Annotated in this window: 21 protein-coding genes; 9 read left to right on the top strand and 12 right to left on the bottom strand. The window is 67.0% G+C overall.

Features of this window, described 5'->3' with window-relative positions:
- Window positions 1–80: 80 nt before the first annotated feature.
- From DWF00_RS22615 to DWF00_RS22595, 5 genes are read left to right on the top strand one after another with little or no spacing between them, the layout of a single operon-like run.
- Window positions 81–935, top strand: a complete 855-nt coding sequence (locus DWF00_RS22615) for a branched-chain amino acid ABC transporter permease (RefSeq protein WP_114831200.1) — start codon at window positions 81–83, stop codon at window positions 933–935.
- Window positions 936–938: 3 nt separating this feature from the next.
- Window positions 939–1,970, top strand: a complete 1,032-nt coding sequence (locus tag DWF00_RS22610) for a branched-chain amino acid ABC transporter permease (protein WP_114831199.1) — start codon at window positions 939–941, stop codon at window positions 1,968–1,970.
- Window positions 1,967–2,719, top strand: a complete 753-nt coding sequence (locus DWF00_RS22605; RefSeq protein ID WP_114831198.1) for an ABC transporter ATP-binding protein — start codon at window positions 1,967–1,969, stop codon at window positions 2,717–2,719. The genes DWF00_RS22610 and DWF00_RS22605 overlap by 4 nt, the downstream gene beginning before the upstream one ends.
- Window positions 2,712–3,482, top strand: coding sequence for an ABC transporter ATP-binding protein (locus DWF00_RS22600; RefSeq protein ID WP_114831197.1), 771 nt, complete (start codon window positions 2,712–2,714; stop codon window positions 3,480–3,482). The genes DWF00_RS22605 and DWF00_RS22600 overlap by 8 nt, the downstream gene beginning before the upstream one ends.
- A gap of 15 nt (window positions 3,483–3,497) precedes the next feature.
- Window positions 3,498–4,604: a 5-methyltetrahydropteroyltriglutamate--homocysteine S-methyltransferase gene (locus tag DWF00_RS22595; RefSeq protein WP_114831196.1), complete on the top strand. Its 1,107-nt coding sequence runs from the start codon at window positions 3,498–3,500 to the stop codon at window positions 4,602–4,604.
- A gap of 194 nt (window positions 4,605–4,798) precedes the next feature.
- Here the strand turns inward: DWF00_RS22595 and DWF00_RS22590 are convergent, their stop codons facing one another.
- From DWF00_RS22590 to DWF00_RS22555, 8 genes are all read right to left on the bottom strand, one after another.
- A complete protein-coding gene (locus tag DWF00_RS22590) occupies window positions 4,799–6,370 on the bottom strand; it encodes an ABC transporter substrate-binding protein (protein ID WP_245974197.1) in 1,572 nt (523 codons plus the stop codon).
- 17 nt (window positions 6,371–6,387) lie between these two features.
- A complete protein-coding gene (locus DWF00_RS22585; protein WP_114831195.1) occupies window positions 6,388–7,143 on the bottom strand; it encodes a polysaccharide deacetylase family protein in 756 nt (251 codons plus the stop codon).
- Window positions 7,140–7,952 carry a polysaccharide deacetylase family protein gene (locus DWF00_RS22580; RefSeq protein WP_114831194.1) on the bottom strand — a complete coding sequence of 271 codons (813 nt, stop codon included), beginning with the start codon at window positions 7,950–7,952 and terminating at the stop codon, window positions 7,140–7,142. The genes DWF00_RS22585 and DWF00_RS22580 overlap by 4 nt, the downstream gene beginning before the upstream one ends.
- 226 nt (window positions 7,953–8,178) lie before the next feature.
- A complete protein-coding gene (locus DWF00_RS22575) occupies window positions 8,179–9,846 on the bottom strand; it encodes an ABC transporter ATP-binding protein (RefSeq protein WP_114831193.1) in 1,668 nt (555 codons plus the stop codon).
- Complete coding sequence (locus DWF00_RS22570; RefSeq protein ID WP_114831192.1) at window positions 9,846–10,661, bottom strand: ABC transporter permease; 816 nt, start codon at window positions 10,659–10,661, stop codon at window positions 9,846–9,848. Before DWF00_RS22570 ends, DWF00_RS22575 begins: the two co-directional genes overlap by 1 nt.
- On the bottom strand, window positions 10,658–11,602 hold the full coding sequence (locus tag DWF00_RS22565; protein ID WP_114831191.1) for an ABC transporter permease: 945 nt from the start codon (window positions 11,600–11,602) through the stop codon (window positions 10,658–10,660). Before DWF00_RS22565 ends, DWF00_RS22570 begins: the two co-directional genes overlap by 4 nt.
- Window positions 11,603–11,631: 29 nt before the next feature.
- Complete coding sequence (locus tag DWF00_RS22560; protein WP_114831190.1) at window positions 11,632–13,188, bottom strand: ABC transporter substrate-binding protein; 1,557 nt, start codon at window positions 13,186–13,188, stop codon at window positions 11,632–11,634.
- Window positions 13,189–13,227: 39 nt separating this feature from the next.
- Window positions 13,228–14,103, bottom strand: a complete 876-nt coding sequence (locus tag DWF00_RS22555) for an alpha/beta hydrolase (protein WP_114831189.1) — start codon at window positions 14,101–14,103, stop codon at window positions 13,228–13,230.
- A gap of 131 nt (window positions 14,104–14,234) precedes the next feature.
- Here DWF00_RS22555 and DWF00_RS22550 point away from each other — a divergent pair, with 131 nt between their 5' ends.
- Entirely contained in the window at window positions 14,235–14,852 is a 618-nt protein-coding gene (locus DWF00_RS22550) for a GntR family transcriptional regulator (RefSeq protein WP_181832799.1), read from the top strand.
- A 12-nt stretch (window positions 14,853–14,864) separates the two neighbouring features.
- Here DWF00_RS22550 and DWF00_RS22545 read toward each other — a convergent pair whose 3' ends face one another.
- Together DWF00_RS22545 and DWF00_RS22540 are read right to left on the bottom strand one after the other, a co-directional pair.
- The gene (locus tag DWF00_RS22545) at window positions 14,865–16,427 is read right to left on the bottom strand and encodes an ABC transporter substrate-binding protein (protein WP_114831287.1); all 1,563 of its coding nucleotides are present in this window, start codon (window positions 16,425–16,427) and stop codon (window positions 14,865–14,867) included.
- Window positions 16,428–16,516: 89 nt separating this feature from the next.
- Window positions 16,517–17,659, bottom strand: coding sequence for a C45 family autoproteolytic acyltransferase/hydolase (locus DWF00_RS22540; RefSeq protein ID WP_114831187.1), 1,143 nt, complete (start codon window positions 17,657–17,659; stop codon window positions 16,517–16,519).
- A gap of 83 nt (window positions 17,660–17,742) precedes the next feature.
- Here DWF00_RS22540 and DWF00_RS22535 point away from each other — a divergent pair, with 83 nt between their 5' ends.
- A complete protein-coding gene (locus tag DWF00_RS22535) occupies window positions 17,743–18,627 on the top strand; it encodes a GntR family transcriptional regulator (RefSeq protein WP_114831186.1) in 885 nt (294 codons plus the stop codon).
- 111 nt (window positions 18,628–18,738) lie between these two features.
- Window positions 18,739–20,076 (top strand): omega-aminotransferase AptA, encoded by a 1,338-nt coding sequence (gene aptA, locus DWF00_RS22530; protein ID WP_114831185.1) that lies wholly within the window; start codon window positions 18,739–18,741, stop codon window positions 20,074–20,076.
- A 116-nt stretch (window positions 20,077–20,192) separates the two neighbouring features.
- Here aptA and DWF00_RS22525 read toward each other — a convergent pair whose 3' ends face one another.
- The gene (locus DWF00_RS22525) at window positions 20,193–21,737 is read right to left on the bottom strand and encodes an ABC transporter substrate-binding protein (protein ID WP_114831184.1); all 1,545 of its coding nucleotides are present in this window, start codon (window positions 21,735–21,737) and stop codon (window positions 20,193–20,195) included.
- An 80-nt stretch (window positions 21,738–21,817) separates the two neighbouring features.
- On the bottom strand, window positions 21,818–22,969 hold the full coding sequence (locus DWF00_RS22520) for a C45 family autoproteolytic acyltransferase/hydolase (protein WP_114831183.1): 1,152 nt from the start codon (window positions 22,967–22,969) through the stop codon (window positions 21,818–21,820).
- 99 nt (window positions 22,970–23,068) lie between these two features.
- On the opposite strand from DWF00_RS22520, the gene DWF00_RS22515 reads away from it, so the two are divergent.
- Window positions 23,069–23,950 (top strand): GntR family transcriptional regulator, encoded by an 882-nt coding sequence (locus tag DWF00_RS22515; protein ID WP_181832798.1) that lies wholly within the window; start codon window positions 23,069–23,071, stop codon window positions 23,948–23,950.
- The last annotated feature ends 109 nt before the right edge of the window (window positions 23,951–24,059 follow it).

The raw sequence follows: 24,059 nt of genomic DNA, 5'->3' as shown, positions 1-24,059 counted from the left end.
GATCCGGGATCTCTGGACGAGAAGGCGCCCCGTTCGGCGCCTTCTCCTGATCGATTGAAGCAGTACCGGAGCCCGTCCCCTTGCTGACCATCCTGTTCGACGGGATCGCCTATGGCATGCTGCTCTTCGTGCTGGCGGCGGGGCTTGCCGTCACGCTCGGGCTGATGAACTTCGTCAACCTCGCCCATGGCGCCTTCGCCATGGCCGGGGGCTACGCCACCGTCGTCCTGATGAACCGGTTCGGTGTGCCGTTCCTGGCCTGCCTGCCGCTCGCCTTCCTGTTCAGCGCCGCACTCGGCCTGCTCTTCGAGCGCACGCTCTATGTCCGGATGTACGAGCGCAGTCATCTCGACCAGGTGCTGTTCTCGATCGGCCTGGTCTTCATGGCGATCGCCGCGACCGACTACCTGATGGGCTCGTCGCAGCAGAACATCCACCTGCCCGCCTATCTGCAGGGCCGGATCACGATTGGCGGCGTCGGCATCGGCATCTACCGGCTGTTCCTGGTGGTGGTCTGCGGGCTGATGGCGCTCGGCCTGCAATGGATCCTGGCGAAGACGCGCTTCGGCAGCCAGCTGCGCGCCGCCGTCGACGACAGGCGCGTGGCGCGCGGGCTCGGCATTCCCGTGGTCAAGGTCTTCGCCATCACCTTCGCCTTCGGCTCGGGGCTGGCGGGTCTGGGCGGGGCGCTCGGTGCCGAGATCGTCGGGCTCGACCCGACCTTCCCGCTCAAGTTCATGCTCTACTTCCTGATCGTGGTCACGGTCGGCGGCACGTCGAGCCTGACCGGCCCGTTCCTGGCGGCGCTGCTGCTTGGCGTCGCCGACGTGATGGGCAAGTACCTCGTGCCGCAGCTCGGCGCCTTCATCATCTACGCGATGATGCTGGCCGTGCTGATGATCAGGCCGCAAGGCCTGTTCGCGCGGGGACGCTGAGCCATGCTCCAGTCCAATCCGGCCCCGCAGCAGGACGCCAAGCCAGTGCTTGGCCCCGCCGCCTTCCTGAAGGCGAAGGCCGCCTGGCGCTGGCCTGAATTTCTGTTCTGGATCAGCGCCTTCGCCTTGATTCTTCTGCTGCCGAATCGCCATCTCCTGCTCAACGAGATCGCGATCCTCGGCCTGTTCGCACTCTCGCTCGACCTGATCCTCGGCTATGCCGGCATCGTCTCGCTCGGGCACGCCGCCTTCTTCGGCGTCGGCGCCTATGCGGCCGGGCTGCTGACCAAGTACGGCGTCACCGAGCCGGTGAGCGGGCTCGTGCTCTCCGGCGTTGCAGCAGGCTTCGCCGGCTTCCTCGCCAGCTTCATGATCCTGCGCGGCACCGACCTGACCCGGCTGATGGTGACGCTTGGCGTGGCGCTGATCTTCCACGAGATCGCCAACCGGCTCGACTGGCTCACCGGCGGCGCCGACGGCCTGCTCGGCGTCGCGCCCGGGCCGATCCTCGGCCGGTTCGACTTCGATTTCGCCGGGACGACCGCCTATGTCTACAGCCTGACCGTGACCTTCCTGCTCTTCCTCGCGGCGCGGCGGATCGTCCATTCGCCCTTCGGCCTGTCGGTGAAGGCGCTGAAAGACAACCGCCTGCGCGCAGCCACGATCGGCATCGCGCCGAACCGCCGGCTGATCGCGATCTACACGCTCGGCGCGGTCTATGCCGGCATGGCCGGGGCGCTGCTGACCCAGACCACCCAATTTGTCTCGCTGGAGGTGCTCGACTTCGCCCGCTCGGCCGATGCCCTGCTGGTGCTGGTCATTGGCGGCTCCGGCTATCTCTATGGCGGGCTGATCGGCGCCATCGCCTTCAAGCTGATGAAGGACACGCTCTCGGCGATGACCCCGGCCTACTGGATCTTCTGGATGGGCTTCATCCTGGTGATCCTGGTGCTGATCGGACGCGACCGGCGGATGGCCGGGCTGGCCCGCCCCTTCGCGCCGCTGCTGCGGCTGCTCGGGGCTCGGCGGCCATGAACCCGGCGCTGCGCACCATCGGCCTCGGCAAAAGCTTCGGCGGCTTCAAGGCCAACGCCGACGTCTCGCTTTCGGTGAAGCAAGGCGCCCGACATGCGCTGATCGGCCCCAACGGCGCCGGCAAGACCACCTTCATCAACCTGCTGACCGGCGTGCTGCCGCCAAGCGCCGGCACGATCTGGCTGAATGGCGAGGACGTCACCTATGCCAGCCAGCAGGGTCGCGTGCGGCGCGGTATGGCCCGCACCTACCAGATCAACCAGCTCTTCGCCGAGCTGACGCCGATCGAGACGGTCAGCCTCGCCATCGCCGAGCGCCAGGGCACGGGCGCGCGCTTCTGGTCGCGGGTCGGGGCCGATAGCGCGGTGATCGATGAGGCCGAGGCGCTGCTCACCCGCATGCAGTTGGGCGCGATGATGACGCGGCGCACCTCGACGCTGCCTTATGGCAAGCAGCGCCTGCTCGAGATCGCGCTCGCCATGGCCTGCAAGCCAAAACTGCTGCTGCTCGACGAGCCCGCCGCCGGCGTGCCGGAGGACGAGCGCCACGACGTGCTCGACAGCGTCGCGGCGCTGCCGGAGGACGTGACGGTCCTGCTGATCGAGCACGACATGGAGCTGGTCTTCTCCTTCGCGGACCGCATCTCGGTGCTGGTGCAGGGCGCGCTCTTCGCCGAGGGCACGGTCGACGAGATCTCGAGCGATCCGCGCGTGAAGGCGGTCTATCTCGGGGAGGACGCGCATGTCTGACCTCCTCGTCATCGAGAACCTCGTCTCCGGCTATCGCGACGCCGTCGTCATCAACGGCCTGTCGCTCTCGCTCGAAGCCGGCCAAGCGCTCGCCCTGCTCGGCCGCAACGGCACCGGCAAGACCACGCTGATCGACAGCATCATGGGCCTGACCCGGCATGTCTCGGGCCGCATCAGCTTCAATGGCGAGGACATCACCCGGTTCGCGCCGGAGCGGCGCGCGGCGGCCGGCATCGGCTGGGTGCCGCAGGAGCGCAACATCTTCCGCTCGCTCACGGTCGAGGAGAACCTGACCGCCGTGCAGCGCGGCAGCGCCTGGACGGTCGAGCGGGTCTACGCGATGTTCCCGCGGCTGGGCGAGCGCAAACGCAATCTCGGCAACCAGCTCTCCGGCGGCGAGCAGCAGATGCTGGCCGTGGCGCGGGCGCTGATGCTCGACCCGAAGCTGCTCTTGCTCGACGAGCCGCTGGAGGGCCTCGCCCCGATCATTGTCGACGAATTGCTGGCCGCCATCGCCAGGTTGATCCGCGAGGAGAAGCTGACCGTGATCCTGGTCGAGCAGAAAGCGCGAAAAATCCTGCCGGTGACAGACCGGGCCGTGATCCTCGACCGCGGCGCGATCGTGCATGCCGCCACATCCGCCGAGTTGCTGGCCGACGAGGCCGCCATGGCAGCACATCTCTCCGTCGCCGAGCGCCCGGCCCGGCCGAGACGTTCAACCAACCCGGTCCCGCCCGACGCGACCGGACACAACGCTCCCTGACCTGAGGAAACGAGCATGACCAAGACCATCCCCCCCTTCCGCGCCGACATGGTCGGCAGCCTGCTGCGCAGCGCGCCGCTGAAGGACGCCCGCGAGAAGCACGCCGCCGGCACCATGGACGACGCCGCCTTCAAGGCGATCGAGGATGCGGAGATCCGCAAGCTCATCAAGAAGCAGGAGGCGATCGGCCTGCAGGGCATCACCGATGGCGAGTTCCGCCGGGCCTACTGGCATTTCGACTTCATGGAGGAGCTCGACGGCGTCGACGCGATCACCGCCGACTCAGGGATGAACTTCAAGGGCGGCGTCGGCATCTCGAAGTCGCTGCGGATCACCGGCAAGATCGGCTTCTCCGGCCATCCGATGGTCGAGCATTTCCGCTTCCTGCGCGACAACGTCTCGACCGGCTCGACGCCGAAGATGACCATTCCCGGACCGAGCATGCTGCACTATCGCGGCGGCCGGAAGATGATCAACATGGGCGTCTATCCGGAGATGGACGCGTTCTACGGCGATGTCGGCAACGCCTATAACAAGGCCGTGCACGCCTTCTACGATGCCGGCTGCCGCTATCTCCAGCTCGACGACATCTCCTTCGCCTATCTCTGCGACCCCGAGCAGCGCGAGATGCTGCGGGCGCGGGGCGACGACCCAGACCATCAGCCCGAGATCTATGCCGGCATGGTCCAGACGGCGCTGAAGGACAAGCCGAAGGACCTCGCCATCACCATGCATCTCTGCCGCGGCAATTTCCGCTCGACCTTCATCGCGTCGGGCGGCTACGAGCCGATCGCGGACGTGCTGTTCAACACCATGCCGGTCGACGGCTACTTCATGGAATGGGACAACGACCGCTCGGGCGGCTTCGAGCCGCTGCGCTTCCTGCCCAAGGGCAAGCACGTCGTGCTCGGCCTGGTGACCTCGAAGACCGGCGTGCTGGAGAGCAAGGACGACCTCAAGCGCCGCATCGACGAGGCCTCAAAGTATGTTTCGCTCGACCAGCTCTGCCTCTCGCCGCAATGCGGTTTCGCCTCGACCGAGGAGGGCAACACGCTGGCCGAGGACGAGCAGTGGAAGAAGCTCGAGCTGATCGTCGAGACGGCGCGGGAGGTTTGGGGCTGAGGGCTCCTTCCTTCTCCCTCTTGCGGGAGAAGGTGGCTCGGCGAAGCCGAGACGGATGAGGGGTCGCGCGACGATGGCCGCGCGGCGCCTCTGACAAACTCAACGAGCAAGGGCGGCGCGACCCCTCATCCGGCGCTTCGCGCCACCTTCTCCCGCAAGGGGAGAAGGGAAAGCCGCGCCATCCCGCCCCCTCCTCAGTTCACCGACACACCCCAGAACCGCGGCTTCTGGCCGGGCCAGCCCTCGAACCCAACCACGTTCCTGCGCACAGCGGTCGAGCTGACACGGGTGCCCCAGACCACCATCGGCATGTCGTCGAGGTAGAGGCGCTGCAAATCGTCGTAGAGGGCCTGGCGCTTGGCGGCATCGCTCTCGGCGAAGAGGCTTTTCAGCAAGTCGCGCGCCTTGGGATTGTCCCAGGGCTTGTCGGCCTGGCGGGCCTTGTCGCCGGTGAAGCGCTCGACGATGAAGAGCGGGTCGAGATAGGGCGTGACGTTCCAGACCATCATCTGGTAGCGCCCGGCATAATAGCGCTCGAACTGCGCGCCGAACTCCAGCACCTCGACATCGGCGTTGAGCCCGACCTCGCGCAGCATCGCCTGCACGTAGATCGCGGTGTCGGCCATTACGGCGTTCTGCTTGTTGGTCAGGATGACGATGCGTTCGCCCTTGTAGCCGGCAGCGGCGATCAGCGCCTTGGCCTTGGCGGGATCGAACTCGGCACCAGTCTTCTGCACCGGGCCGTAGAAGGCGCTCGTCGCCGGGATCAGCGAGGCGGAGGCCGGCACCTTGCCGTCGAAGAGCGCGCCGGACAGGCTCCCGCGGTCGATCGCATAGTTGATCGCCTGCCGAATGCGCTTGTCGGCGAGGACCGGGTCGCGGGTCTGGAGCGGCAGGGCGTAGATCGCGGCGAGCGGCGTCGTCAGCACGGTGACGGAGGGGTTCTGCTGCAACTCCTTGACCTGGTTGCTGTCGGCCTCGGGCCAGAGGTCGATCTTGCCCTGGAACAGGGCGAGCTTGGTCGATTGCGCATCCGGGATCAGCTCGATGCGGACCTTCTCGACCTTAGCGATCTTGGCCCCGGCGAGCCCGTCCGCCGCCTCGCTGCGCGGCTTGTAGCCGTCGAAGCGCGAGAGCTCGACGAACTGGCCCTTGCGCCATTCCGACAGCTTGAACGGGCCGGTGCCGATGGCGGCGATCCAGTTACCCTCAGCATCGACGGAAGCCGGGTGGGCGATGCCGGTCGAGTCGCAATCGGCCCGCGCCATGGCGCTGAGCAGCGCGCCGCTCGGGCTGGCGAGATGGAAGGCGACATGGCCGTCGTCGAGCGCCTGCACGCTCTCGACCTTGATCGCGTTCGAGCCGTCAAAATTGCCGCGGCAGGGCCAGGCCGATTTCGGATCGAGGAAGCGCTGCCAGGTCCAGACGACCTCCCTTGCGGTCAGCGGCGCGCCATTGTGGAAGGTGATGCCGTCGCGCAGCGTGAAGGTGTAGGTCTGCTTGTCGGCGGAAACCTCGATCTTATCGGCCAGCATCGGCGCGACGCTGCCGTCGCTGCGCCAGGCGACGAGCCCCTCATAGACGTTCTGCAGCACGCTGCCGGTCGAGATGTCCGGGCTCTTGCCCGGCATCAGGCCGCGGATGTCGGCGTTGATCACCGTGCGCAGCGTCTGCGCCGAGGCGGCTCCCGCCAGCAGCACGGAGCCGATGAGGATAGCCAGGGCGGCGCGCTTGCGGCGGCCCGGCACGCACCCAAATACCATCATGATCTTCTCCCGATCTCTCAATTCGTAAGCGTTTGCTCGGCCGCATCGCGGCAAAGAACGGGAGTCGCGCCCCGCTTTTCAGCGAGCCGCACGAGCCGCTCCAGCATGGGCAGGCGCGCCGCGCGGCCGATGCCGATATCGGCGCGGGGATGGAAGGTCAGGCAGGCATAGCCGTCGACGCCGAGCAGCGCGGTCAGCTCTTCGCCGAGCAGCGCCTCAGCGCGGTCCTGCGTGACGCGGCGGCGGAAATGGGTCGCGTCGGTCAGGCCTTCGGAAATGGGCAGCTCGACCATGCCGGCGCCACCGTACTGCGCGAGCGAGTACGGCGCGTCGTCGTCGAGGAAGCTCGAATCGTAGCGATAGCCGAGCCGTTGCAGGATCGGGATGGTGCGCTCGGAGAGCGTTCCGGTCGGCGAGCGGAAGCCGATCGGCGCCGTACCGGCAAGGCGGCTCAGGAGGTCGTGGGCCTCTTCGATGACCGCGTCCTCGTCCGCACCCAGCTTGGAGTGGTCCTCGAAGGCGCGGCCGTTGCTGGCGAGCTCGTGGCCGTCTTTCAGGCAGCGCTCAAGCAAAGCCGGGATGCGCTGCGCCTCGCTGGAGGGCCAGAAGAAGGTCGCCTTCAGGCCGTAGTCGCGGAGCGCATCGAGCACGCGGGAAAGCCCGATGCGGTAGGTGTAGCGGCCATGGGCGTCGCGGCCGAATATCTCGGCTTCGGGGATGGTCGCGGCTTCCGGGCCGATGCCGTGGACGTTGACGGTGAGGAGAAGGCTCATTGGCGCGGCTCCCGCCAGGTTGCGGGATTGGCCAGGCAATGGTCGGCGATCTCGTTGCAGGTCATGAAGCGGGTGCCGGGCTTCGCCTTGGCATAGGCGAGGAAGCGGTCGACCGCCGCCGCGCGCGCCGGCGTGCCGGAGCCGCCGCCGGCTTTCGGATGGACGGTCAGGTGGACATAGCCGTCGCGGCCGCTGATCGCGTCGAATTCCTGGACGAAGTTGCGCTCGACCTCGGAGGCCAGCGCGCCGCCGGTGAAGTACATCGGGAAATCGTCGAGCGAGACGGTGTTGTTGGGCACAACCGCGAAGCCGTCATCGAGCAGGTAAGGCAGGTCCTCGTCCTTCTCGCTGGCGTCGTAGCGATAGCCGAGGCGGCGCAAGGTCGGCAGCGTCAGCTTGCTCTTGCGGCCGGAGGGCGAGCACCAGCCGACCGGGGCCTCGCCAGTGACATCGGTCAGGATGCGATGGGTCTTCTCCAGCAGCTCGGGCTCGCGCTCGCCGAGGTCGAAGCCCTCGTGCTGGTAGCCATGGGCCGCGATCTCGTGGCCGGCCGCGTGCATCTTGCGGAAGGGCTCGGGCCAGTGCTCGGCGTCATAGCCGCAGCAGAAGAAGGTCGCCTTGATGCCGTGGCGATCGAGCATGTCGAGATAGCGGTCGACGCCGCGGCGCAGCGCGTAGTTGCCGCGGCTGTTGATGCCGAGCGCGTTCTGGCCGCGCCCGGCCTCGACGGCGGGGCCGTCGACATGGATGGTCACGCAGATCACGGCCTCAGCGCCGCCGGGCCAGCGCGGCTTGTTCGTACTCGTCATCTCGTAGGCTCCGGACCGATATCTCTGCAGTGCAGGAAGGGACGCAGGAAACCCCTCCCCCTTGTGGGGAGGGGCTTGGGGTGGGGGTCGAAAAGTCGGAGCGATTGCCTCTCCGATCTCCCCGCCCCGCCGGTACAAGCAGCGCCGCACCCCGTCATTCGCCCCCCATCCCCCTACCCTTCCCCACAAGGGGGAAGGGAGGAGCCTTCCCGTTCAACGTTTCGCGTCAGGTCCGGGCCGCTTCGCCCGCGCCGTCCGACAGGCGCCAGAACAGGCGCACGCCGCCATCGCCCGTACTCTCCAGCCCCGGCACAGCCGAGAGCAGCTTGCGGGTGTAGTCGTGGCGCGGGTTGTCGAAGATCGCGTCGCGGCTGCCTTCCTCGACGATCCGGCCCTCGTGCATGACGATGACCCGATCCGCGACCTGCTCGACCACGCCGAGGTCATGGCTGATGAACAGGCAGGAGAAGCCGTGCTTGCGTTGCAGCTCGGCGAAGAGCTCCAGCACCTGGGCGCGCACGGTGACGTCGAGGGCCGAGACCGGCTCGTCGGCGATGACGAAGCTCGGCCGGCGCACCACGGCCCGTGCGATCGCGATGCGCTGGCGCTGGCCGCCGGAGAGCTCGTGCGGGTAGCGGCTGGCGAAGCCTTCGGCGAGGCCGACCTCGGTCAGCACCTCCTGCACGCGCCTGGCCTTCTCGGCCCTGGCCATGCCGGGCACGAGCCGGAGCGGCTCGCCGACGAGATCGCCGATCGTCATGCGCGGGTCGAGTGAGGAATACGGGTCCTGGAAGACCATCTGGCAGTTCAGCCGGTAGTCCCAATAGGCCGTCTCGCTCCTGTCGATCGGCTTGCCGTTGAAGCGGATCTCGCCGCCGCTCGGCTTGACCAGCCCGGCGATGGCGCCGCCGAGCGTGGTCTTGCCGGAGCCGGAGCCGCCGACCACGGCGACGACCTCGCCCGGCTGGACGTCGATGCTGACGCCGTGCAGGGCGCGCTTGGGCGCCTCCTTGCGGAAGAAGCCCTGGCGGCCGCCATAGTCGACCGTGAGGTCACGCACCGAGACGATCGGCGTGTCCGCCTTCGGCAGATCGCGCACCGGGCCGCGCAGCGGCATCGCCGCGAGCAGCTTGCGGGTATAGGGATGCTGCGGCCGGGCGAGCAGGTCCTGGGCCAGGCCCTGCTCGACCACGTCGCCCTGCTGCATCACGATGATGCGGCTGCAATAGCGCGCGATCATGCCGAGATCGTGCGAGATCATCAGCACGGCCGTGTTGTTGGCCTTGGTCAGGTCGACCATCAGCTCCAGCACCTCGCGCTGGACGACGGCGTCGAGCGCCGTGGTCGGCTCGTCGGCCAGCAGCAGCGCCGGCTTCAGCAGCATCACCGAGGCCAGCATGATGCGCTGACGCATCCCGCCGGAGAACTGGTGCGGATAGGAGGTCAGCGCGCCCTCGGGATCGCGGATGCCGATGCGCCTGAGCATGTCGAGGATCAGCGCCTTGCGCTCGGCGGCGCTGAGCCTGCGATGCAGCGCTAGGCCCTCGTCGAGCTGCTGGCCGATCAGCATCGACGGGTTGAGCGAGGTCATCGGCTCCTGGAAGACCATGCCGACGCGGGCACCGCGCATCTCGCGCAGCGCCTTCGGCGCCATGGTCATGACGTCATGGCCCTCGAAGCGGATCGCGCCGGAGATACGGCGCACCGCCGGCGGGATGAAGCCCATGATGGCGCGGGCGGCGAGCGTCTTGCCCGAGCCGGATTCGCCGACGATGCCGACCATCTCGCCGGGCGAGACCGAGAAGCTGACATCGTTGACGACGCGCTTGCCGGTCGAGTTGATCGCCAGCGTCAGCTTGTCGACGCTGAGCAGCGGCGTGCTGTTCTCGGCCATCACATCCCCCTCATGCGCGGGTCGAGCCTGTCGCGGACGGCATCGCCCAGAAGGTTGATGCCGAGCAGGGTGAGCGAGATGCACAGGCCCGGGAAGATGCCGAGCCACACCGCCTGGCCGATATAGGGCCGGCTACCGGCGAGCATGTTGCCCCATGTCGGGGCCGGCGGTGGCACGCCGAGGCCGAGGAAGGAGAGCGCGCTCTCGGCCAGCAGCACATAGCCGAACATCGAGGTCGCCAGCACGGTCAGCGGCGCGATGCAGTTCGGCAGGATATGCCTTGCCATCGTGAAGAGCTCGGAATTGCCCATCACGCGCGAGGCGGCGATGAACTCGCGCTCGCGCAGCGAGAGCACGGCGCCGCGGACGATGCGGGCGACCGAAGGCGTGTAGGCGATGCCGAGCGCGGCGATGATGCCGTATTTGTTGGCGCCGAGCACGGCGAGCAGGCCGAGCGCCAGCAGGATGCCGGGGAAGGCCAGCAGCGCGTCGTTGAAGGCCATGACGATGCGGTCGAACCAGCCGCGGACATAGCCGCTGACCACGCCGATCGCGGTGCCGAAGACGACGGCCAGCGTCACGGTGAGCAGGCTGATCCAGGCGCTGGTCGCGGCGCCGGCCATCAGGCGGCTGCCGACGTCGCGGCCGAACTCGTCGGTCCCGAGCCAATGCGCGGCGCTGGGCGCGGCGAGCTTGGCGCGGAAGCTGAGCTGGAGCGGATCGTAGGGCGTCCAGACCGCGCCGATCAGCGCGACGACGATCAGCGTGCCAATCAGGAATCCGCCCAGCAGGGCGTTGGGTGCGAGCCGTTTCATTGCGCCGTCACCCTTGGATCGAAGATGGGATAGCACAGGTCGATCACCAGATTGACGACGACATAGGTGAAGGCGACGAAGAGCAGGCAGCCCTGGATCACGGGGTAATCGCGGGCGAAGATCGAATCGACCAGCAGCCGGCCGAGGCCGGGAATGGTGAAGACGGTCTCGACCACGGCGATGCCGCCCAAGAGGTTGCCGAGCACGAGGCCGATCAGCGTCCAGGTCGGGCCGAAGGCGTTCTTGAAGGCGTGGCGCCAGAGCACAGCGCCTTCCGACAAGCCCTTGGCGCGGGCATGGGTGATGTAGTCGAGCCGGAGCACCTCTAGCGTCGAGGCGCGCGCCATGCGCAGCAGGACGCCGATCTCGTGCAGGAACAGCGTCATGATCGGCATGACGAGGTAGAGGATGCCGCGCGTCGCATCCTCGCTGATCGAGACGTAGCCGACGACCGGAAGCCACTCGAGCTTGAGCCCGAAGAAGAGCAGCAGCAGCAGGCCGAGCCAGAAGGTTGGAATCGAGAGCAGCAGCGTCGCCAGACCGACGAGGCCGAGGTCGAGCGAGCTGTTCTGGCGCCAGGCAGCGATGACGCCGGCCGGCACCGCGACGAGGACGGCCAAAAGGACCGCGACGAGCACGATCTGCGCGCTGATCCAGAAGCGCTGCAGGATCAGCGGCAGCACCGCCTGCTGCGAGGAGATCGACTGGCCGAGATCGCCATGCAGCAGGTTGCCGAACCAGATGCCGAACTGGACCGGCAGGCTCTTGTCGAGGCCGAGCCGGCCCCGGAGGTCAGCGAGGCTGGCGGGGTCGGCGAGGTCGCCGAGCATGAGCTGCGCCGGGTCGCCCGGGATCAGCCGGATCAGGACGAAGACCGACACCGCCACGATCAGCAGCGTCGGCAACGCCATCAGGATGCGCGTCAGCGCGAAGCGAAGCATGCGGTCCCCTCCCCGTCAGCCCAGCGGGTTCAGTTGGCGACGCCGACTTCCCAGAGGCGCAGCTTCGACATCCACGGCTTGACGCCGGAGACCCGCTTGGAATGAGCGACGATGTCGACGTCGTTATGGGTGAAGATGGTCGGCACCTGCTCGATGAAGCGCTTGTGCAGGTCGTCGAAGATCTTCTGGCGCTCAGTGACGTCGGCAACGACCATGCTCTTGTCGATCAGGGCGAGCGCCTCGGGGTCTTCCCAGACCTTGCGCGGCTGCTTGTCCTTCGGCCCGGAGATCTGCTCGAAGCCGAGTGCGGGGTCGAAGCGGCCGGAATAGGAGAAGGCCTCCATCTGGTAGTTGCCCTTGTTGTAGCGGTCGAGCTGCGTCGCCCACTCCAGGACTTCGATGTCGGCGTTGATGCCGACCGCCTGCATCATCTGCTGGGCGATGACGGCCGTGTTGAAGCTCGGCGCGGTCGAGCGCTTGTTGGCGAGGATGGTGATCTTCTCGCCCTTGTAGCCGGCCTCCTGGAGCAGCTTCTTGGCCAGCGCCGGGTCGTATTTGAAGCCCTGCTTCTCGGCCTCGCCGAAGTACTTCGAGGTCATGTAGATCGGCGAGTTGTTGGGCTGGCCGAGATTGTTGGTGACGTTGGCGACGAGCTCGGGGAAGTCGATCGAGGCCGCGATCGCCTGGCGCAGCTTGACGTTCTTCAGCACAGGGTCGCGCGTCTGAATGATCATGCCGTGCCGGACCGGGTTGGTGCCGGTCACGACGTTAAGCTTCGGATGCGCCTTCAACTCGGCGGCGTCGATCTCGGGCACCGAGGCGATGTCGAGCGAACCGGCCATCAGGCCGGCCTTCACGGTCGCCGCGTCAGGGATGACCATGAACCTGGCTTCCTTGACCAGCGGGCGCTTCGACCCGAGCATGCCGTCGCGCGTGGCGCCCTTGGGCGAGACATAGCCCTCATAGGCGAGAAGCTGGATCGACTGGCCGCGCTTCCATTCGCCGAGCTTGAACGGGCCGGTGCCGATCGGCTTGTCCCAGCTGCCATCGGCCTTGACCGAATCCTTGTGGATGATGGCGGTGCCGCCGCAATCGGTGCGGGCGAGCGTGTCGAGGAAGAGCGCGTTCGGCGCGTTCAGCTCCATGACGAAGGTGTTGGCGTCCGGCGCGGTGGCCGAGACGACCTTGAGCCCGTTGCGGCCGTCGAGATCGCCGAGGCAGCGCCAGTCGGTCTTCGGATCCATGTAGCGGGTCCATGACCAGAGCACGTCGGCCGAGGTGAGCTCGGCGCCGTTGTGGAACTTGACGCCCTTGCGCAACGTGAAGGTGTAGGTCTTGCCGTCCTGGGAAAGATCGACCTTCTCGGCCAGGAGCGGGCCGACCGAGCCGCCCTCGTCATAGCCGACGAGGCCCTCGACGATGTGGAGGACGACCGTGTCGGTGTTGTCGTCGCGGTTCACGCCCGGGTTGGACGAGCGCATGTCGGCGTTGAGCACGGCAGTGAGCGTTTGGGCCTGAACAGCGTGGACTTGGAAAGTTCCGGCCGAAAGGGCCAGGGCGAAGGCGGAAGCAAGAATACGGTTCATCGACGATCCCCTGTTTTTTGATATTTTAGACTTGTTGTCTCACGCGGCCTTGGCACGGCGCGCCTGCAATACGCCGGCCAGGAAATCCTGGACCCGCGGCAGGGCCTTTGGGCCGTCATGCGGCATGTTCGGCACCAGGTCGAAGCGCACGGCGATGCCGTGCTCCTCGAAGGATGTCTTCAGCGCGGCGAGGCGCTCGGGCCGGTTCTTGCCGGCATGGTTGGCGTCCGGCATCCAGTTGCGGCCGCCTTCCTTGTGGGTGATCTCCCAGGTCTCGAGATCGGCTGCACCAACGATCATCTGCACCGGCACCTTGGCGATGGCCGCGGGGTCGATCTCCAGGCCGAAGAGCTCCTCGACGTTGCGGGTGCCGACCCAGAAGTCGCGGGTCGGGTCGAGCAGCGTCACCGAGCCGGGCGCGCCGACCGTGCAGGCCCAGAGCCGCTGCGGGTGGAACATCAGGAAGCGATGGGCGAAATGGCCGCCGCCGGAATAGCCGAACAGCGCGAACTTGTCGGACTTGAGCCCGTAATGCGCCACGACCTCGGCGACCATCTCGATCAGGACCTGATCGTAGCGGATGTCGCCCTCGCGCATGTACTTGAAGCCGTCGCGGTTGCCGTCGCCGCGCACGCCGATCGGGAAGAGCGGCGCCAGGATGATGCAGTTGTTCCAGCGGGCGAATTCGGCGAAGCCGTCGCGATAACCGACGAAGCCGCGGCCGGTGCCGTGCATGGTCACGACGATCGACGGCTCCTCGCCCTGCCCGAGGGTCGGCGGCACGTAGAGGCAGTAGCTGAAGCGCGGATCGTATTTGCAGGCGATGACCGGCGTGCTTTCGAGATCGTACATCGCATGGCCGCGGGCGGCCGCATCGGACTCGGGCGCTTCAACCGTCGCGGGGGCAGCAGTCATCGGACTTCCTCAATTGGCAGTTAAATTGGCGCCAATTTAGTTGCATAGTCGACGAAGTCTGGCAAGCTGCCCATACGGCCTGCTAGCCGGCGCATGGCCGGATGGGCTAGGGAACAGCCATGACGAGCGTGATGCGGAAGCGGAAACAGAAGCGGGCCCTGGCCGGCGAGATCGCCGAGGCGATCCGCTCGGGCGGCTATCGCGGGGGCGAATGGCTGCGCCAGATCGACCTCGAGGAGAAGTTCTCCGCGACGCGTTTCGACGTCCGCGCCGCGCTCGACGAGCTCGTCGTGCTCAAGGCGATCGAGCATGTGCCCAATCGCGGCTACCGCGTCGCCGAGATCGACACCGCGACCCTGCGCCATATCCGCGAGACGCGCGTCGTCATGGAGACGGCGGCGGTGCCCAACATCGTCGCCGCGGTCGACGCCCCCACCCTCGCCCGGCTGCGCGACCTCGCCGAGCAGTTCTCGGCCGCGGCCCGCGAGGGCACGCGCGCCGACCAGAGCCGGGTGAACAGCGAGTTCCATCACCTGATGTATCATCTCAGCGGCAATCCCGTGATGGAGGAGATGATCTGGAACCTGCGCGACCGCTCGCGCGGCTCGAATGTCACGGTCTGGATCTCGCACGAGGCGCTCCTTCGCAGCGACCGCGACCATCACGCCATGCTGGAGGCGCTGGAGGCGCGCGACGCCGCGCGCCTCACCGAGCTGATCTCCGGCCATATCCTCAGGAACGACCCATGAGGGCATCGCCGGCTAATCGGCGACGCTGACCTCCCAGAGCCGCGGCTTCGACAGGATCGAAGGCTGGTAGCCCTTGACCTTCTTGCTGAAGACGCCGGCGTCGAGGCCGTTATAGAGCATCACCATCGGCACCTGCTCGATGAAGCGCTTGTGCAGCTCGTCGAACAGCTTCTGGCGCTCGGCCTTGTCGGAGACGACCATCGACTTGTCGAGCAGCGCCAGTGATTCCGGATCGTCCCAGACCTTGCGCGGCTGCTTGTCCTTGGGACCTGCGATCGACTCGAAGCTCAGAGAGGGGTCGAGGCGCGCCGAATAGGGGAACGCCTGCATCTGGTAGTTGCCCTTGTTGTAGCGGTCGAGCTGCGTCGCCCATTCCAGCACTTCGATGGTGACGTTGAGGCCGACCGCCTGCAGCATCTGCTGGGCGATGACGGCGGAATCGAAGCTCTGCGGGTAGCGCTTGTTGGCGAGCATCACGATCGGCTCGCCCTTGTAGCCGGCCTCCTGGACCAGCTTCTTCGCAGCGGCCGGATCGAATTTGTAGCCCTGCTTCTCGACCGGGCCGTAATAGGCCGATTTCAGCGGCACGATCGAGTTGTTCGGCTTGCCGAGGCCATCGGTGACCGCCGCGACGACTTCGGGCACATCCAGCGCCATCGCGATGGCCTGGCGCAGCTTGAGGTTCTGCAGCAGCGGATCGCGCGTCTGGATCAGCAGGCCGACCAGGCCCATGGTCGAGACGACCCCGACCTCCACCTTGGGATTCTTGCGCAGCTCGGCGACCTCGCTATTGGCGACGTCGGGGACGATGTCGATGTCGCCCCGCAGCAGCGCGGCCTTGGCGGTCGAGCTATCGGGGATGATCAGGAAGCGGACCTCGTCGACCAGCGGGCGCTTGCCGCCGGTGTAGCCGTCGATCTTGCCGGGCAGGCTGGCATAGTCGGCGAAGCGCTCGAGCCGGATGTACTCGCTGCGCTTCCACTCGCCGAACTTGAACGGGCCGGTGCCGATCGGCTTGTCGAAGCTGCCATCGGCCTTGACCGAATCCTTGTGCATGATCCCGGTCATGCCGCAATCGGTGCGGGCGATGTTGGCGAGGAAGAGCGCGCTCGGCGTATCCAGCTTGAACACGACCGTCGCCGGATCCGGCGCCGTCACGGACTCGACCTTGGCCCGGCCGCGCCCGTCGAATTCCGAGAGGCAGCGCCAGTCGGTCTTCGGCTCCATGTAGCGGTTCCAGGACCAGAGCACGTCGGCCGAGCTCAGCTCCGCGCCGTTATGGAACTTGACGCCCTTGCGCAGGGTGAAGGTGTAGGTCTTGCCATCCGGCGAGACGTCGACCTTCTCGGCAAGGAGCGGCTTGACCTCGGCATCGTCGCCATAGGCGACGAGCCCCTCGACCATATGAAGCACGACCGCGTCGGTGTTGTCGTCGCGGTTCACGCCGGGGTTGATGCTGCGGATATCGGCGTTCTGCTGCACCTTGATGATGGATGCCGCCAGCGCCGGGCCTGCCATCAGGGCAGCCAGGGCGGCGCCCGCGAAGGCGGCCGCCGCAATCGGTCTCAAAACCATGATCACTCCTCCGTCTTTCTGCGTTTCAGATTGCCCGGCGCGGGCCGCCCTCTCCGGTCTCCGCGCCGCGCAAACCTACTTCTCCAACGTCATTCGGCTGCGACCGCCAGCGTGACCGGCTCCTCGGTCAGGCTGTAGCGGGTGAACTGGCGGTTCAGCGCCGGCAGCGGCGCGACTTCCATGATCCCGCGCGCCGGCTGCATGATCACCATCGAGACCGTGGCCGAGAGATTGCCGGTCTCGTTGGGACGTGGCGGCCGGCAGACGGCGTAAGGCGTCAGGAAATCGTCGAAGAGCGCATTCTTCAGGTCATCGACGCTCAGCTTGCGGCCGGCTTCGTTCAGCAGCTTCTTGACGCGCCAGTCGCGATAGAAGCTCTCGGGCACGCGCGGCGTGCCGGTATCGGTGATCTTGGTTAGCGCGATCTGGCCAACCCAGTGGTTGGCGTGCACGATTAGGCCATCCTCGGGATAGATCGGGAAGGCGGCATCCGGCGCGCATTCGAAGTCGATGGCGAAGCCGGCGACGGTCGAGAGCATCATGTTGTTGGAGCAGGACTTTGGCGTTGCCGCGACCGCCTTCATCGCCATGGCGAAATGCTCCTGCTCCAGCACCTTGCGCCGGATCAGCGCCAGCGGCACGCCGACCTGCGTGAAGTCGCGCTCGCATTCGAGGTAGTTGGCGGTGATCGAGACGCCGGCCGCGTTCATGCCGCAGCGTGCGAGGCCGCCGGCCTCGACGAAGGTGAGGAAATCCGGGCCGTCGTCGCGGCGCACGCGCAGCACGATCGCGGTCTCGGCGCACTCGGCCTTCCAGTCCCAGTTCTGGCCGTGGATCAGCTCGCCGGTGGCGCTGCGCTCCGGCATGATCACCGCGCCGGTGCAGCCGTCGTCGAGCTCCTCGCCGGCCTCGACGGGCTTGGCCTTCTCCAGCCGAGCCTTGGCCACGACCTCGGTGCGGGCGTTGATCATCACGATGTCTTCGAGCGTGACGCCGGCACCGTCGGCGATGCCGCGCATCTCCTCGACATAATGGGCGCCAAAGGCCTCGATCTCGCGGGCGAAGGCGTCGATCAGCCGGGTCTTGGCGGCGGCGTCATAGCCGAGCTCGGTGAGCTGGCCGCCATAGAGCTCGATCGAGCGCTTGACGCGCTTGGTCACGGCGGCACCATGCTGGCGGCCGCGCTCATAGGGCGTGCCGGAGACATCGACGAAGGGAAAGGGTTCAACCATTGGCAGGGCCTCCTCGCGCGTACTGGCGTACCGCCGAAAAGAAATGTATTTCATCTTGATCTAAGACAGGCAAGAGCATTTTCATGGCAAACCCGACCCGGCTTCAGCGCGAGATCGCGGAGGCCATCCTGCAAATGGCGCGCGATGATGGGCTGGAGGCCGGCACCTGGCTCAACGAGAACAGCACGGCCAAGCGCCTGAACGTCTCGCGCACGCCGGTGCGCGCCGCGATCGACCATCTCGCCGAGCAAGGCTTCGTGCGCCGCCATTCCAACAAGGGCGTCGAACTGGTCGCCCTGCCCGGCGTCGCCAGCGACGCGAATGCGACGCCGGATGCGACCGAGCTTGCTTTGGTCAAGCTGGCGCATGACCGCGAGGCCGGGCTGATCGCAGACGAGATCTCCGAGATGGAGGTGATGCGGCGCTACGAACTCGGCCGGCCGGAGGTGCAGCGCCTGCTCGCCCGCCTCGCCGATCTCGGCATGATCGAGCGCAAGCCGGGCTATGGCTGGCGCTTCCTGCTGGCGCCGCGCGACCTCTCCGTCCACGACGAAGCCTACCGCTTCCGGCAGATGATCGAGCCGATGGCACTGCTGGAGCCCGGCTTCCGGGTCGAGCCAGGCTGGATCGACGAGATGCGCTCGCGCCATCACGAGACGCTGAAGCGGCCGTGGCGGGACAGCTCCGCCATCTCCTTCTACGAGATGAATGCCGATTTCCACGAGGGTCTGGCGGAGGCCTCCGGCAACCGCTTCATCCATGCCGCGATCAAGCGGCAGAACCAGCTCCGGCGCCTCTCCAATTATGACTGGATCTTCGGCTTCGAGCGCGTCGAGGTGAACTGCACCGAGCACCTGCAGATGCTCGACTATGTCGAGGCTGGCGATCGCGAGGTCGCCTCGGCCCTGATGCGGCGGCATCTCCAGCGCGCCAGCCTGCTGCGCGGTCCGGACGGCAAGCCGAGTTGAGGGCTGCCGTAAGGCCACTATCCTCTATTGTCTTTTCTTTTATTAAAACACACTATCCGGCACCGCCTCGGCGCTGCCGGTGCGGCAATCCCTGCGCGCCGGAGACCAGACATGCCAGCCACAGCCCTTCGCAGCGAAGCCGAGCGCGGCAATGAGCCGGACGCGTTCTGGATGCCGTTCACGCCGATGCGCGCCTTCCGGCAGGATCCGATCCTGTTCGACCGCGCCGAGGGCATGCATTACATCACGCCGGAAGGCCGGCGCGTGCTCGACGGCATGGCCGGGCTCTGGTGCGTCAATGCCGGCCATGCCCAGCAGCACATCGTCGAGGCCATCCGCGAGGCGGCCGGCCGGCTCGACTTCGTCTCCTCCTTCAAGATGAGCCACCCGGCAGCGCAGGCCTATGCAGCCCGTCTCTGCGATTTCGCGCCGGAGGGGCTCGACCATGTCTTCTTCGTCAATTCCGGCTCGGAGGCGGTCGACACGGCGCTGAAGATCGCCCGCGCCTATCATCATGCGAGGGGCGATGCGCGCCGGACCAAACTGATCGGCCGGGCCAAGGGCTATCACGGCATGGGCTTCGGCGGGCTCTCGGTCGCCGGGCTCGGCCGGCAGAAGCGCGGCTTCGGGCCGCTGCTGCCAGAGGTGGCGCACCTGCCTTTGCCCTATGATGCCGGCCTTGCCTTCTCGCTCGGCCAGCCGGAGCGCGGCGCGGCCTATGCCGAGGATCTCGAAAAGCTGCTCGACGTGCATGACCCGCTCAGCGTCGCCGCGGTGATCGTCGAGCCGGTGATCGGCTCGGGCGGGGTCTATCCGCCACCAAAGGGCTATCTCGAGCGCCTGCGCGCGATCTGCGACAAACACGGCATCCTCCTGATCTTCGACGAGGTCATCACCGGCTTCGGCCGGCTCGGCGCCCCCTTCGCGGCGCAGGCGCTCGGCGTCACGCCCGATATCATCACCTGCGCCAAGGGCATGACCAATGGCTCGGTGCCGATGGGCGGCGTCATCGTCTCCGGCGATGTCTACGGCGCCTTCATGGCCGGGCCGCCCGACGTAATCGAGCTGTTCCACGGCTACACCTACTCGGCCCATCCCCTCGCTTGCGCTGCCGGCCTGGCGACGCTCGACGTCTTCGCCGAGCAGGGCATCATCGCGCAGGCCAAGGCGAGTTCGGTCACCTGGCAGGCGCGGGCGCACCAGCTGAAGGGCGCGCCGCATGTGGCCGACATCCGCACGCTCGGCCTGCTCTGCGCGATCGAGCTTTCGCCGAAGCCAGGTGCGGCCGGAACGCGCGGCGCGGCAGGGGCGAAGGCCTGCCTCGATGCCGGCGTGCTGGTGCGCGGCTCGGGCGACACGATCGTGCTGTCGCCGCCGCTGATCATCTCGCAGAGCGAGATCGACGAGGTTTTTGGCGTGATCGAGGGCGCGCTGGCGACGCTGGACTGAGACGCCCTCCCCGTCATGGTCGCCCTTGTGGCGACCATCCACGTCTTCGCCCGTCGCATGCGGTCGGTAAGACGTGGATGCTCGGGACAAGCCCGAGCATGACGGCGGCGGCTGGACTACCGCTTCAGGCTGACTTCCCAGGCCCGAACGCGCGACTCCCACGGCACGAAGCCATCGACACGAGCCGTCGAGGCCCAGGCCTCGACCGAATTGAACAGCATCACCAGCGGCGCGTCGGCGATCATGCGCTTGTGCAGGTCGTCGAAGATCGCCTGGCGCTCGGTGACGTTCTCGATCTTCGAGGCCTTGTCGAGCAGCGCGATCACGGCGGGATCGTCCCAGACCTTGCGCGGCTGGTCGGCCTTGGGGCCGGTGAAATGCTCGAAGCTCAGCGCCGGGTCGAGCCTGGCCGAATAGGAATGGACCATGAGCTGGTAGTTCCCCTTGAGGAACCGATCCATGTGGGTCGCCCATTCGACGACGTCGATATCCGCGTTGACGCCGACCGCCTGGAACATCGACTGCAGCACCACCGCGATGTTGAAGCTCGGCGAGGATTTTCGGTTGTTGGTGGTGATCTTCAGCCGCTCGCCCTTGTAGCCGGCCTCGGCGAGCAGCTTCTTCGCCTGTGCCGGATCGTACTGGTAGGAGAGGTTCTGGACCTCGCTATGGTAGGTCGACTTGGCGTGGATGGTCGAGTTGTTCGGCTTGACGTCGAGATCGGAGATGATCGCGACGAGCTGGCCGAAATCGATCGCGGCCGCCAGAGCCCGCCGCATCGCCGGCTTCCTGAAGACAGGATCGTTGGTCTGGAAGAGCAGCGCATGGCGCGCCGCGGTCGGCACGGTCTGGACCTTGATGCCGGGCTCCTTGCGCAGGGCCGCGACATCGGAGCTGAGCACCTCAGCGATATCGATCTGCCCGGATTGCTGGCCGGCCTTGACCGAGGATGAGTCAGGCACGATCAGAAACTTGACCTCCGGCACGAGCGGGCGCTTGCCACCGGCGAAGCCGTCGAGCCCGCCGGGCAGCGACTGGTAGCCGTCGAACTTCGTCAGCACGATCTGCTGGCCGCGCTTCCACTCGCTGAACTTGAATGGGCCGGTGCCGACCGGCTTGTCCCAGCTGCCATCGGGTTTGAGCGAATCCTTGTGAATCACGGCGGCGCTGCCGCAATCGGTGCGGGCGAGCGAGAACAGGAAGAGCGCGTTCGGCTCGTTGATGCGCATGCGCACGGTGGTGGGCGAGACCGCCTCGATCGCCTCGACCTTGAGCCCGTTGCGGCCGTCGAAATCGGCGAGGCAGCGCCACTCCGTCTTCGGGTCCATGTAGCGCTGCCAGCTCCAGACCACATCTTCGGCGGTCACGGGCGCGCCGTTATGGAAGGTCAGGCCCTTGCGCAGCGCGAAGCTGTAGGTCAGCCCATCCGGCGAGGTCTCGATCGTCTCGGCCAGCATCGGGCCGACCGTGCCGCCCTCGCGATAGGCGACGAGCCCCTCGACCATGTGCAGCGTCACGGCGTCGGTATCGTCGTCGCGGTTGACGCCGGGGTTGATGCCACGGATGTCGGCCTTGAGCGCGACGGTCAGCGTCTGCGCCGCGAGCGGCGTGGCACCGAGGCCGGAGAGAACGGCAAGCGCGGCGAGCCAAGTGCGTGTCATGACGAGCACCCTTCCCTTCTGATCCGATGCATTTTCTTCACGCGAACCGGCCTCCACTTCGCTCGAAAATGCTTTGGCGATCACGCCGCGACTTCGACGGCGACCGGATCGTCCTTGAGGCTGTAGCAGGTGAAGTTGCGGTTCAGCGCCGGCAGCGGCGCGACCTCCATGATGCCGAGCCCAGGCTCCATCAGGATCATCGCGACGCTCGCCGTCAGGTCGCCGGTGGCCCCAGTGCGGGGCGGGCGGCAGACGGCATAGGGCGTCAGGAAATCGTCGAAGAGCGCGGCCTTGAGGTCCTCGCGGGTCAGGAAGCGCTGCGGCTCGGTCAGGAGCTTGCGCACGCGCCAGTCGCGGTAATGGCTGTCGGGCGAGGATGAGAGGCCGGTATCGCGCAGCTTGGTCAGCGCGACCGGGCTGATCCAGTGGTTGGCGTGCACGATCAGGCCATCCTGCGGGTAGACGGGGAAGGCCTCGTCCGGCGCGCATTCGAAATCGATGGCGAAGCCGCTGTTCTGGCTCAGCATCATGTTGGTCGAGCAGGCTTTCGGCGTCGTCGCGACGAACTTCATCGACAGCGCCAGATGCTCCTGCTCCAGCGCCTTGCGGCGGATCAGCGCCAGCGGCACGCCCTCCTGGCAATAGTCGCGGTCGCTGCGCAGGTAGTTGCCGGTGACGCAGATGCCGGCCGAATTCATGCCGTGGCGGCCGAGCCCACCGGCCTCAACGAAGGTCAGCACATCCGGCCCGTCCTCGCGGCGGATGCGCAGCACGATTGCGGTCTCGGCGCATTCGGGCTGCCAGTCCCAGTTCTGACCCTGGATGATGCCGCCGCTCCAGCTGCGCTCGGGCAGGATGATGGCGCCGGTGCAGCCATCGGCCATCTTCTCCTCGTCCTCGTCGTCATCCTCGATGGGACGCGAGGCGAGCAGCCGGGCCTTGGCGACGACCTCGGTGCGGGCGTTGATCATGATGATCGCGTCGAGCTCCAGCCCCGCGCCATCGGCGATGCCGCGCATCTCCTCGAGATAGGCGCCGTCGAAGGCGGCGATGCTGCGGCTGAACTCGGCGATCAACTGCTCGCGCTGGCCCGGGCGCAGGTCGAGCTTGTCGAGCTGGCCGGAATAGAAGCGCGCGCTGCGGCGTACCCGCTCAGTGACCGCCGTGCCATGCTGCCGGCCGCGTTCATAGGGCGTGCCGGACACCGAGACGAAGGGAAACGGCGCGATCATCCACAGGCCTTGTGTTTTTTGCATCAACGTTGTGCATGGAGCCATCGCCAAACGTAGCTGTCAATGGCAAGAAGATATTACTCTGGGGAGATGCCTTCCGTGCCGAGCGGGTTACATCACGAAATCATCGGCGACATCTTGCGGCTCGGCCGCGACGAGGCCTGGGCCGTTGGGGTGCAGGTCGGGGAGAAGCCGCTGGCCGGCCGGCTCGGCGTGTCGCGCACGCCGGTGCGCCGGGCGCTGATCGACCTCAGCGAGCGCGGCATCCTCAGGCGCGAGCCCGGCGCCGGCTTCAAGCTCAACCGCCCGATCGATGCGGCGGTGATCGAGCAATGCGGCGAGGAGGCGGCCGGCAATGGCGACCTCTACCAGAAGCTCCTGATGGAGCGCTCCTCGGGGCTGATCGGCGAGGAGGTCACCGAGAACGCGCTGATCGCGCGCTTCAACAGCTCGCGCGGCGATGTCCGCCGGGCCTTGCAGAAGCTCGCGGCCGAGGGCGTGGTCCAGCGCCAGCGCGGCCATGGCTGGCGCTTCAGCGAGAGCCTCGACACGCCGCAGGCGATCCTCGAGAGTTACGCCTTCCGCGAGGCGGTCGAATGCGCGGCGCTCGGCCAGCTCGACTACCGGATCGACCGGGCCGAGCTGGAGCGGATGCGCGGCGCCCATCAGGCGCTGATGGCAAAGCCGGCGGCCGAGATCGCGCCCGACGCCTGGTTCCAGGTCAATGCGCATTTCCACGAGACGCTGGCCTCATGGTCGCGCAACCGCTTCTTCCTGCAAGCAGTGAAGCGGCAGAACATCTTGCGGCGCATGCATCAATTCGCCGATTTCCCGCAGCTGACACTGGGGCAGATCGCGCAATCCTGCGAGGAGCACCTCGCCATCCTCGACGCGCTCGCCTCAGGCGACCGGCGGCGGGCGGCGACCCTGCTCTCGGCCCATCTGCGCCAGGCGGCGCAGGACTGGCATAATCCCGGCTGAAAACCACAGCGCGATTACCGGGCGATTGCGGGACGCGCAAAAATGCTTTGCGGACTGCCCCGTTTCCGCCGCACCTGCCCAGCGCCTAACCTGCGGCCGCAGCCAGCCG

Source organism: Allobosea caraganae (assembly GCF_003351345.1).
GTDB lineage: Bacteria > Pseudomonadota > Alphaproteobacteria > Rhizobiales > Beijerinckiaceae > Allobosea > Allobosea caraganae.
Note: the sequence above shows the minus strand (reverse complement) of the source record. Positions and strands in the feature narration are given on the sequence as shown.

Excerpts from the sequence above, each read along its gene's own strand:
- DWF00_RS22610 (WP_114831199.1), top strand. The coding sequence starts at position 939 with ATGCTCCAGTCCAATCCGGCCCCGCAGCAGGACGCCAAGCCAGTGCTT.
- DWF00_RS22605 (WP_114831198.1), top strand. The coding sequence starts at position 1,967 with ATGAACCCGGCGCTGCGCACCATCGGCCTCGGCAAAAGCTTCGGCGGC.
- DWF00_RS22600 (WP_114831197.1), top strand. The coding sequence starts at position 2,712 with ATGTCTGACCTCCTCGTCATCGAGAACCTCGTCTCCGGCTATCGCGAC.
- DWF00_RS22595 (WP_114831196.1), top strand. The coding sequence starts at position 3,498 with ATGACCAAGACCATCCCCCCCTTCCGCGCCGACATGGTCGGCAGCCTG.
- DWF00_RS22590 (WP_245974197.1), bottom strand. The coding sequence starts at position 6,370 with ATGATGGTATTTGGGTGCGTGCCGGGCCGCCGCAAGCGCGCCGCCCTG.
- DWF00_RS22585 (WP_114831195.1), bottom strand. The coding sequence starts at position 7,143 with ATGAGCCTTCTCCTCACCGTCAACGTCCACGGCATCGGCCCGGAAGCC.
- DWF00_RS22580 (WP_114831194.1), bottom strand. The coding sequence starts at position 7,952 with ATGACGAGTACGAACAAGCCGCGCTGGCCCGGCGGCGCTGAGGCCGTG.
- DWF00_RS22575 (WP_114831193.1), bottom strand. The coding sequence starts at position 9,846 with ATGGCCGAGAACAGCACGCCGCTGCTCAGCGTCGACAAGCTGACGCTG.
- DWF00_RS22570 (WP_114831192.1), bottom strand. The coding sequence starts at position 10,661 with ATGAAACGGCTCGCACCCAACGCCCTGCTGGGCGGATTCCTGATTGGC.
- DWF00_RS22565 (WP_114831191.1), bottom strand. The coding sequence starts at position 11,602 with ATGCTTCGCTTCGCGCTGACGCGCATCCTGATGGCGTTGCCGACGCTG.
- DWF00_RS22560 (WP_114831190.1), bottom strand. The coding sequence starts at position 13,188 with ATGAACCGTATTCTTGCTTCCGCCTTCGCCCTGGCCCTTTCGGCCGGA.
- DWF00_RS22555 (WP_114831189.1), bottom strand. The coding sequence starts at position 14,103 with ATGACTGCTGCCCCCGCGACGGTTGAAGCGCCCGAGTCCGATGCGGCC.
- DWF00_RS22550 (WP_181832799.1), top strand. The coding sequence starts at position 14,235 with ATGCGGAAGCGGAAACAGAAGCGGGCCCTGGCCGGCGAGATCGCCGAG.
- DWF00_RS22545 (WP_114831287.1), bottom strand. The coding sequence starts at position 16,427 with ATGGTTTTGAGACCGATTGCGGCGGCCGCCTTCGCGGGCGCCGCCCTG.
- DWF00_RS22540 (WP_114831187.1), bottom strand. The coding sequence starts at position 17,659 with ATGGTTGAACCCTTTCCCTTCGTCGATGTCTCCGGCACGCCCTATGAG.
- DWF00_RS22535 (WP_114831186.1), top strand. The coding sequence starts at position 17,743 with ATGGCAAACCCGACCCGGCTTCAGCGCGAGATCGCGGAGGCCATCCTG.
- aptA (WP_114831185.1), top strand. The coding sequence starts at position 18,739 with ATGCCAGCCACAGCCCTTCGCAGCGAAGCCGAGCGCGGCAATGAGCCG.
- DWF00_RS22525 (WP_114831184.1), bottom strand. The coding sequence starts at position 21,737 with ATGACACGCACTTGGCTCGCCGCGCTTGCCGTTCTCTCCGGCCTCGGT.
- DWF00_RS22520 (WP_114831183.1), bottom strand. The coding sequence starts at position 22,969 with ATGATCGCGCCGTTTCCCTTCGTCTCGGTGTCCGGCACGCCCTATGAA.